The 7,001-nt window shown below is 67.8% G+C and carries 8 protein-coding genes; 4 read left to right on the top strand and 4 right to left on the bottom strand.

Annotation, left to right across the window (positions count from 1 at the left end; all coding sequences use genetic code 11):
• The 3 genes from C8K36_RS24370 to C8K36_RS24360 all read left to right on the top strand — a co-directional run.
• A partial coding sequence (locus C8K36_RS24370) for an ABC transporter ATP-binding protein (protein ID WP_146176541.1) occupies positions 1 to 1,037 on the top strand: 1,037 nt, incomplete at its 5' end.
• A complete protein-coding gene (locus C8K36_RS24365) occupies positions 1,037 to 1,756 on the top strand; it encodes an ABC transporter ATP-binding protein (protein WP_107987589.1) in 720 nt (239 codons plus the stop codon). The genes C8K36_RS24370 and C8K36_RS24365, both read left to right, overlap by 1 nt.
• Positions 1,757 to 1,853: 97 nt before the next feature.
• Positions 1,854 to 2,753 carry a TIGR03619 family F420-dependent LLM class oxidoreductase gene (locus tag C8K36_RS24360; protein ID WP_107987588.1) on the top strand — a complete coding sequence of 300 codons (900 nt, stop codon included), beginning with the start codon at positions 1,854 to 1,856 and terminating at the stop codon, positions 2,751 to 2,753.
• 9 nt (positions 2,754 to 2,762) lie between these two features.
• Here C8K36_RS24360 and C8K36_RS24355 read toward each other — a convergent pair whose 3' ends face one another.
• Both C8K36_RS24355 and C8K36_RS24350 read right to left on the bottom strand, forming a co-directional pair.
• Positions 2,763 to 3,635, bottom strand: coding sequence for a TIGR03619 family F420-dependent LLM class oxidoreductase (locus tag C8K36_RS24355; RefSeq protein ID WP_107987587.1), 873 nt, complete (start codon positions 3,633 to 3,635; stop codon positions 2,763 to 2,765).
• 73 nt (positions 3,636 to 3,708) lie between these two features.
• Positions 3,709 to 3,960: a hypothetical protein gene (locus tag C8K36_RS24350; RefSeq protein ID WP_107987586.1), complete on the bottom strand. Its 252-nt coding sequence runs from the start codon at positions 3,958 to 3,960 to the stop codon at positions 3,709 to 3,711.
• A 149-nt stretch (positions 3,961 to 4,109) separates the two neighbouring features.
• Between C8K36_RS24350 and C8K36_RS24345 the strand changes: the two genes are divergently transcribed.
• Positions 4,110 to 4,814, top strand: a complete 705-nt coding sequence (locus tag C8K36_RS24345) for a PadR family transcriptional regulator (protein ID WP_107987585.1) — start codon at positions 4,110 to 4,112, stop codon at positions 4,812 to 4,814.
• A gap of 114 nt (positions 4,815 to 4,928) precedes the next feature.
• On the opposite strand, the gene C8K36_RS24340 is transcribed toward C8K36_RS24345, so the two are convergent.
• Together C8K36_RS24340 and bphC are read right to left on the bottom strand one after the other, a co-directional pair.
• Positions 4,929 to 5,720: an IclR family transcriptional regulator gene (locus tag C8K36_RS24340; RefSeq protein WP_107987584.1), complete on the bottom strand. Its 792-nt coding sequence runs from the start codon at positions 5,718 to 5,720 to the stop codon at positions 4,929 to 4,931.
• 197 nt (positions 5,721 to 5,917) lie between these two features.
• Positions 5,918 to 6,850: a biphenyl-2,3-diol 1,2-dioxygenase gene (bphC, locus tag C8K36_RS24335; RefSeq protein WP_107987583.1), complete on the bottom strand. Its 933-nt coding sequence runs from the start codon at positions 6,848 to 6,850 to the stop codon at positions 5,918 to 5,920.
• Positions 6,851 to 7,001 lie beyond the last annotated feature (151 nt).

Raw genomic sequence — 7,001 nt, 5'->3', positions numbered from 1 at the left:
GCGCGGTCATCGGTGCGGCCATCATGCAGTTCGGCCCCAACCAGTCGACCGCGTTCCAGGAGTACTCGCTGCTGTTCTACGGCGGCTTCCTGATCATCGGCGGCGTGCTGCTCTCGGGTGGTCTGACGAAGGTGTTCCGCTCCCTGGCCGCCAGGATCGACCGCAAGGCGGGCATCGGGGTGGCGGAGCGACCGGAGCCGCGGGATCCGAACGAGGTGCCCGTCGTGGCGCCGATCGCCGGATCCACGCTCGAGGTCGACGGAATTTCGAAGGCGTTCGGCGGCAACCAGGCCCTGAGGTCGGCGACGCTGCGCGCCGAGCCGGGACAGGTGACCGCGCTGATCGGACCCAACGGCTCCGGTAAGACGACGATGCTGAACATGATCTGCGGCTTCTACACCGCGGACGCGGGACGGATCGTCATCGGCGACACCGAGGTGCAGAAGTTCTCGTCGCACCGCGTGGCGCGTGAGGGCGTGGCCCGCACGTTCCAGACGCCGAACATCCCCGAGAACGTCACCGTGCTCGAGGCCGTCGCGTCGGGCCGGTACATGACCAACCGTGCCTCGATGATCTCCGCGATCTTCCGCCTGCCGAACTTCCGCAAGGTCGCGAAGGCGGACATCGTCGAGGCCGAGCGAGTCCTCGAACTCGTCGGAATGTCGCACCTGCGCAACGAGGTCGCCACCTCGCTGCCCCTGGGCATGCGGCGCATGCTCGAGGTCGCGCGTGCCGTGATCGCAGAGCCGCGCGTGCTGCTGCTCGACGAGATCGCGTCCGGCATGGACGAGGACGAACTGGTACGGCTGTCGGTGCTCATCCGGGCACTGCGTGACGCCGGGGCCACGGTCCTGCTGGTGGAGCACAACTTCCGACTGGTCCTCTCGCTCGCCGACACCATCGTCGTGCTGGCGCAGGGACAGGTCATCGCGTCCGGGCCGCCCGAGGAGATCGAGCACCACCCGCGGGTGCTCAGCGAGTACCTCGGTGTCGATCCCGACAGCGGAACGGCCGCCGAGCTGGAGAAGGTGGAGTGATGAAACCGGTTCTGAGCGTTCGGAATCTGCAGTCCGGTTACGGTGACCTGCGCGTGGTCTGGGACGTCTCGTTCGACGTGTTCCCCGGCCAGGTGACGGCGCTGCTCGGGCGTAACGGTGCCGGCAAGACCAGTACCCTGCGCGCCATCTCGGGCCTGAACAAGGTCCACGGCGGCAGCATCGAGATGGACGGCCAGGACATCTCCGGGGTCGCCGCACACCAGCGGGTGCGCCGTGGGATGGCGTACGTGCAGGAAGGCAAGCGCGTCTTCCACAAGCAGACCATCGAGCAGAATCTGCTGCTCGGCGGCTACACCCGGAAGATGCGGCGAGGTGCGCTCAAGCCGGACGTCGAGCGCATCTACGAGATGTTCCCGATCCTCGGTGAGAAGCGGAACCTGTTGGCCGGCTCGATGTCCGGTGGTCAGCAGCAGATGCTGGCGATCGGTGCGGCGCTGATGTCGAACCCGCGGCTGCTGCTGCTCGACGAGCCGTCCGGCGGTCTGGCCCCCGTCATCGTCAACGAGGTGATGGAGCGCGTGCAGCTGCTCAAGGAGACCGGCCTGGCCGTCCTCCTCGTCGAGCAGGCCGTCGAGGCGGCCATGAGCGTCGCCGACCACGTCACCGTTCTCGACATCGGCAAAGTCGTCATGGACTCACCGGCGTCGGAGATCGACGACATCGCAGTGCTCAAGGACGCGTACTTCGGACGCGTCTGATCGACAACGCCGCAGCGGGAGTTCGCTGCACGCTTCGCATCGCGAAACGTGCAGCGGACTCCCGCTCGGTGTTTCACGGATACGAGGAGAAGGACACATGAAGATCGGACTGGACGTCTTCGGCGCCGAACGGTTCTACGGCGGCGACCACCGCGCCGTGCTCGAACTCGCTGCGGAGGCCGACCGTCGCGGCGTCGACCTGATCACGACCTCGGACCATCTCGGCTTCTCCCGCGAGGCCCACGCCGAGCGCGTGCGCGACAACGGTTTCCCGTTCGAACTCGAGCACCCGTGGCTCGAGCCGATGTCACTGCTGTCGGCGATCGCCGCGGTGACCGAGCGCGCCGACCTCGGTGTGTACGTGCTCGTCGCGCCGCTGCGTCCGGCGCTGCTGCTCGCCAAGCAGATCGCGACCCTGGACGTGCTGTCGCGGGGCCGGACCCGGATCGGGATGGGCGTGGGCTGGCAGGAGGCCGAGTACGCGGCCGCGGGCATCCCGTTCGAGCGGCGCTTCGGCCGGTTGGAGGAGACGGTGGCCGCGTGCCGCGAACTGTGGGGCGTGCCGCCGGCGTCGTTCACGGGAACGGGCTACGCGTTCTCCGACTTCCACAGCCTGCCGCGGCCCGTGCAGACCCGGGTGCCGGTGATCTTCGGGATGGCGCCGTCGAAGCGCAACTTCGACCGCATCGCGCGCGTCGGCGACGGCTGGACCGCGGCACCCGCCGACATGGACCGCCTCGAGGACAGCATCACGCTGTTGCGCAACTGCTTCGAGGAGCAGGGCCGCGACCCGCGCACCGCCGAGGTGCAGATCATGCTGCCGACCATCGAGAACGGCTCCGGCGGCGTGGACTTCGACGCGATGACGGCGTCGGCGAAGGAGGCCGCGGACCTCGGTGTCGACACCGTGCTGGTGCGCCCGTCGGCCCTCGACGTCGGTGCCGACGACATCGACGGGTTCCTCACGTGGCTGGTTGCCCTCGGCGGGCGGCGGTAGGGCGCAGGTTCAGGCGAGGGCAGCCTCGTCGGCGAAGCGGCGGACCGCGTCGAGGCGGGCCTGGGGATCGGACGGATCAGCTCCGTAGAGGCGCCACGGCGAGACGCGGATCCGCGTGACCCCGACGTCGGCGAGGGCGCGGTAGCCGTCGATGTCGGAGACGTCGGTGGGGGAGGCGTCGATCTCGAAGTGCTCGTTCTCGCGGCCGTATTCGGTGCGCAGTTCGGTCAGGCGCGCGATGGCGTCCTTCAACTGCGCGGTGTCGGTGTTGACGGAAATCCAGCCGTCGGCATGGCGTGCGGCACGGCGCAGGCCGGCCTCGCTGTGGCCGCCGCCGTAGATCGGCACCGGCCGGTCGGGAGCGGGGCTGATCATCAACCGGTCGAAGTCGTAGTGCTTGCCGTGGAATTCGACCCACTCGGGGCCGTTGCCCGCGCAGACCGCCCGGATCACCTGGATGGCCTCGTCGGTGCGGACGCCGCGGGTGCGCATCTCCGTGCCGGTGAAGCGGAACTCCTCGGGAATCCACGACAGGCCGACGCCGATCGCGATCCGGTTGCCCGACATCACCGCCATCGTCGCGACCTGCTTCGCGGTGAGCAGCGGATCACGCAGTGGCAGCTTCAACACGTTGGTGTAGAGGCCGATTCGCTGGGTGACCGCGGCCATCGCGGTCATCGCGATGAACGGGTCCGGCATCGGGGTCTCGGGAGACCACATGCGCTTGCCGTCCGGCGAGTACGGATAGTCGGCCGAGACGTGTTCGGGGTAGAACACCGAGTCCGGCATGGCGATCGCGTCGTAGCCACACTCGTCGGCCACGCGCGCCAGTTCGATCAGCTCGGGGGTCGCGATCATCGCGCCCGGCAATGCCCACTTCATCAGTCGAACATAGGGCACGAATCGGTGTGGGGGAGTGGGCGATCCCGGTAGTAGAGACCGCCACTCCTTCGATTCACTCGAGGCGGCCGGGCACCGGGTAGCTGCGCAGGGACAGGCCGAGCTGACCGGAGATGGTCAGGTCGTCGATCGTCTCCTGCAGTTTGCGACAGGTGGGGACCCAGGCACGACCGTCCTGGGTTCGCGCTTCGGCGAACTCGGGGCACGCGTTGTCTGCCTCGTCGAGCCACTGGATGCTCGTGTGCGCATCGCTGTACTTCTCGACCAGAACTCGGTTGCCGCAGGTGTTGCAGCGGACGCTTTCCATGGGCGGGCCTCCTGACTCCATCGGTGACGGTAGTCACTATTGCAGGATGCGTCTGCACTTCTCCCACCGAGCGGGAGGCGCGCTCCCGGTGAGTGGACAGATGCTACTCGCCTGTAACCACCATCTACCTGGGCTGTTAGGCTTCCGTCATGCCCGAAACCGAGCCCGTCAACGACGCCCTCGACGCCGGTTATCCGTCGCTGCCCGCGACAAGTTGGGCGGTTCTGGGGATGCTGACCCTCGGTGAGGGGCTCACCGGATACGACCTCAAGAAGTGGGCGGACTGGAGCATCGGGTTCTTCTACTGGAGCCCGTCGATCAGTCAGGTGTACGGCGAGCTCAAGAAGCTCGAGACCGCCGGTTTGGTGGAGTCCGAGATGGTGTCCGAGCCCGGCGAACGCGGACGGCGCGTCTATCGGATCACCGAGCGCGGGACGCGGGCCGTGCGGAACTGGTCGCGCGATGCGCCGGTCGATCAACCGGTACTCAAGCACGGCTTACTGCTCCGGATGTGGATGGGGCACCTCAACGAGCCCGAGCAGCTCAAAGTGTTGGTGCAGTCGCACATCGAGAACATGGAAGAGCTCCGCGAGCGTGCCAAGCTGCACGGCGACCACGCCACCCGGGAGCCCGCGTGGGCCTTCTCGAAGATGAGCCTGATCTGGGCGGAGCGTTACTACCAGGCAGAGATCGACCTGGCGAGGCAACTGCTCGACGACATCGACGATGCCGCGCAGACACTCTCACGGGTGCGTGAGCGCGACGAACTGGGCAATCCGATCCCCGAAGTGGCCGGTTCCTGGCGTGATGTCGAGGATTTCGTCGAGGGCCTGGGGAAGAGCGAGCGGGGCTGAACCCCCGCCCTTCCTTCAGGCCACTCAGTTCGACGCCGGCGACAGGATCGCCTCGAGGTCTGCCCACGGTGGCTTACGCGCCACCTGCGTGACCGACAGCGACGGAGTTCGGGGTCAGGCGTACTGCAGCCGGGTGCGCGGTGCCGCGGTGGGCAGGCTCTGCAGCCGGTTGCGGTGGGAGATCGGGGCGGCGCCGTGGGTGCGTCCGGTGATGGACTGCAGGATCGAGCCGGCAGCCATGCGCACAGGTGCGGTGTGCCGGTGGTCGAACTTGAGGTGCGTGGTGGGTCCACAGATCGAGATGGCGGCGGTGGCCCCGCCGATGGGGCCGATCGGGACGGCGATCATGCCGATCCCGCCGGAGATCTGGCTGACCTCGTACGCGACGCCCATCTCGCGGACCTTGTGTAGTTCGGGCGTGAAGTCGGTGAGGCTGTCGTTGCCGTTCGGCGTGTACGCGAGCAGTGCCTTGCCGATCGCCGAGTTGCGGGCGGGGTAGCGGCTGCCGACGCGGGTGGGCAGTTCGGCGGCGAGGCGGCCGCCCACCTTGTCGAGGTAGAGCACATCGGTGCCGTCGAGGACGCCCAGGTGAACGACGTATCCGGTGACGCGGTGCAGTTCTTGCAGGATCGGCGCCGCAGCGGTGTGCAGGCGATTCTGGTGGACGGCGATCGAGCCGAGTTCCATCAGTCGGATGCCCAGCTCGTAGTCACGGCCCTCGCGGCGCAGCCAGCGCATCTCGACGAGTCGCTCGAGGATCCGGTGCGCCGACGACCGCGGGAGGCCGGTGCGCTTGACGACCTGGGCGAGGGTGAGGCGCCCGGGGCCGTCGAAGGTGTCCAGGACGAGCGAGACCCGCTCCAGAATTGCGGTCGGGGCCGCGTCTGCGGAGTCGTGTGCGGTCATCGATGTCTCCCTCACTTTTGGCGTGCATCGCGGCGAGACCCATCTGACGTGGGTGTTTCGATTAGGAATAATCGCACACGAATCGAGATTTGTGAAGTGGATCACCAAGATCGGTATATGCCGAAAGGGGGAACCCTGCAGTCCTGGTGGACGGGGGTTCCCCCTGACGGGAGCGATATGCGGTTGTGAAGAGGGGTTTACATCGCCGCGAGCGGCTCGCTACCGGACCAGTCGTGGCCCCAGTAGCTGTCGGCGGTGATCTCCTCGGCCGAGTAGTACCGCTCGTCGACCTTCTTGCCGGCGGTGCCGAACTCGACATCCCAGCCGCCGGGTGCGCGGACGTAGAAGGACACCATCTTGTCGTTGGTGTGCCGGCCCAGCGTCGACGACACCGAGAAGCCGTCCTTCACGACGCGATCGAGTGCCTGGCCGACGGCGTCGAGCGTGTCGACCTCGACCATGATGTGCACCAGGCCGGGGGCGCCACCGTGCGGCGACGGGCACAGCGCGAGGCTGTGGTGGCGCTCGTTGACACCCAGGAAGCGCACCCGCAGCGGGCCGAACTCCGGCGGCGCCGGGATGCGGAAGGCGCCGCGCGGCAGGAAGCCGAGCACGTCGGTGTAGAACTCGAACGTGCCGTTCGGGTCCATCGTCGGGAGCACGACGTGGCCGAGACCCTGTGCGCCGGTGACGAACGTGGATCCGAACGGGGTGACGACCGGGCTGTGGTCGAGGACCGCGCCGTGGAAGATCTCGAGCGTGGCGCCCGACGGATCCTGGAACGTCACGACCTCTTCGACGCGGCGGGCGTCGGCCTCTTCGAGCGCGAGCGGCTTGACGGCGATACCCGCCCGCTCGACGGCCTCGGTGACGCGCACGAGGGCGTTGTGGTCACGGACCTCCCAGCCGATGGTGACGACCTCGTCGGTCTCACCGGGGACGACGATGATGCGTGCCGCGCGCTCGTCCATCCGCAGGTAGAGGGCGTCGGGGTCCGGGCCGCTGCCCTTCGCGAAGCCGAGCACGTCGAACGCGAAGGTGCGCCAGCGCTCGATGTCGTTGGTCTGGACCTTCACGTAGCCCAGACCACGGATGTCGGTGCCGAAGCCTCCGATATCAGGGTTCGTCATGTTGTCTCCGTTGTGGTTTCGAGTGTGGGTACGGTCAGATCATCGCGCGCAGCGGACCCTGCGGGTCGACGCCGAGACCGCTCAGCGTCGCCGCGTGGTACACGGTGCCCGGCACGTGGATCGCGTGGTGCAGGCCGGCGTGTGCGTCACG

This window comes from Rhodococcus sp. OK519, from assembly GCF_003051005.1.
Lineage (GTDB): Bacteria > Actinomycetota > Actinomycetes > Mycobacteriales > Mycobacteriaceae > Prescottella.
Note: the sequence above shows the minus strand (reverse complement) of the source record. Positions and strands in the feature narration are given on the sequence as shown.